Here is a 1799-nt window from a genome sequence, read left to right on the forward strand (position 1 = left end):
GAGCACTTTCCGACAGGTCCACCAGCTTGACCACTTCGATCAGCTTGTTCAGGTTTTTGGTGATCTGCTCGATGACTTCATCGTGGCCAACGGTGGTCAGCGTCAGACGCGACAGGGTCGGGTCTTCGGTCGGGGCCACGGTCAGGCTTTCGATGTTGTAGTTGCGCTGCGAGAACAGGCCGACTACGCGAGACAAAGCGCCGGGTTCGTTTTCCAGAAGCAAGGAAATAATGTGCCGCATGATTAAGTACGCTCCGTCTTGCTCAGCCACATATCGCGCATGGAGCCGTCTTTGATCTGCATCGGATAGACGTGCTCGCTGGTGTCGACCGAAACATCGATGATCACCAGGCGATCCTTCATGGCGAACGCTTCTGCCATCTTCGACTTCAAATCTTTCGATTCGGTGATGCGTACGCCGACGTGGCCGTAGGCTTCAGCCAACTTGACGAAGTCAGGCAGCGATTCCATGTAGGAGTGCGAGTGACGGCTGCCGTAGCTCATGTCCTGCCACTGACGAACCATCCCCAGAACACCGTTGTTCAGGATGACGATTTTCACTGGCAAGCCGTATTGCAGGCAGGTCGACAGTTCCTGGATGTTCATCTGGATGCTGCCTTCGCCGGTGACGCAGGCAACGTCGTCATCCGGGAAGCTCAACTTGATGCCCATGGCCGCCGGGAAACCGAAGCCCATGGTGCCCAGACCACCGGAGTTGATCCAGCGATTCGGCTTGTTGAACGTGTAGTACTGCGCCGCGAACATCTGGTGCTGGCCCACGTCGGAAGTGATAAAGGCATCGCCCTTGGTCACTTCGCAGAGGGTTTCGATCACAGTTTGTGGCTTGATCAGGCTGCCGTCGCCCTTTTCGTAAGGGAACAGGCCGCGATCACCGCGCCATTCATCAACCTGCTTCCACCAACTGGCCACGGACTCCTTGTTCGGGGTCTCGCCGATTTCCTTGAGGATCGCGACCATTTCGGTCAGGACGCTCTCAACCGGGCCAACGATAGGCACGTCGGCCTTGATGGTCTTGGAAATCGAAGCCGGGTCGATGTCGATATGGATGATCTTGGCGTTCGGGCAGAACTTCGCCGGGCCGTTGATCACGCGATCGTCGAAACGCGCGCCGACCGCGAGGATCACGTCAGCATGGTGCATCGCCAGGTTGGCGGTGTAGCTGCCGTGCATGCCGAGCATGCCGATGAACTGACGATCAGTCCCCGGGAAACCACCCAGGCCCATCAAAGTGTTGGTCACGGGCAGGTTAAGCATTTTTGCCAGTTCGGTCAGCGGTGCGGAACCGTTGCCGAGAATCACGCCGCCACCGGAATAGAGCACTGGGCGCTTGGCCGCCAGAAGCATTTCTGCTGCCTTGCGGATTTGCCCGGAGTGACCGCGAACGGCCGGGCTGTAGGAACGCAGCTTGGCTTTCTTGGGGAAGATGTATTCGAATTTCTCGGCCGGGTTGGTCATGTCTTTCGGGATATCGACCACGACCGGGCCCGGACGACCGGATTGCGCCAGGTAGAAGGCCTTCTTCATGACTTCCGGGATTTCCGAAGCGTGCTTGATCATGAAGCTGTGCTTCACGATCGGCCGGGAGATACCGATCATGTCGGTTTCCTGGAACGCGTCGGTGCCGACCATGGTGCTTGGCACCTGACCGGAAATGATCACCATTGGAATCGAGTCCATATAGGCCGTGGCGATACCGGTGATGGCGTTTGTGGCGCCTGGACCGGAAGTCACCAATACCACGCCGGCTTTACCGGTGGCACGGGCGTAGCCGTCAGCCC

General features: G+C 58.2%; 2 protein-coding genes. Both read right to left on the reverse strand.

The window, feature by feature from the left end:
* Positions 1 to 241, reverse strand: a 241-nt coding sequence (gene ilvN / locus ACIOMO_RS27930) for an acetolactate synthase small subunit (RefSeq protein ID WP_401244701.1), incomplete at its 3' end; no start/stop codon positions are given.
* 2 nt (positions 242 to 243) lie between these two features.
* Positions 244 to 1799: acetolactate synthase 3 large subunit (locus ACIOMO_RS27935; protein ID WP_401244703.1), on the reverse strand; the 1556-nt coding region annotated here is incomplete at its 5' end.

This window comes from Pseudomonas sp. NPDC087804 (assembly GCF_044742965.1).
Lineage (GTDB): Bacteria > Pseudomonadota > Gammaproteobacteria > Pseudomonadales > Pseudomonadaceae > Aquipseudomonas > Aquipseudomonas rustica.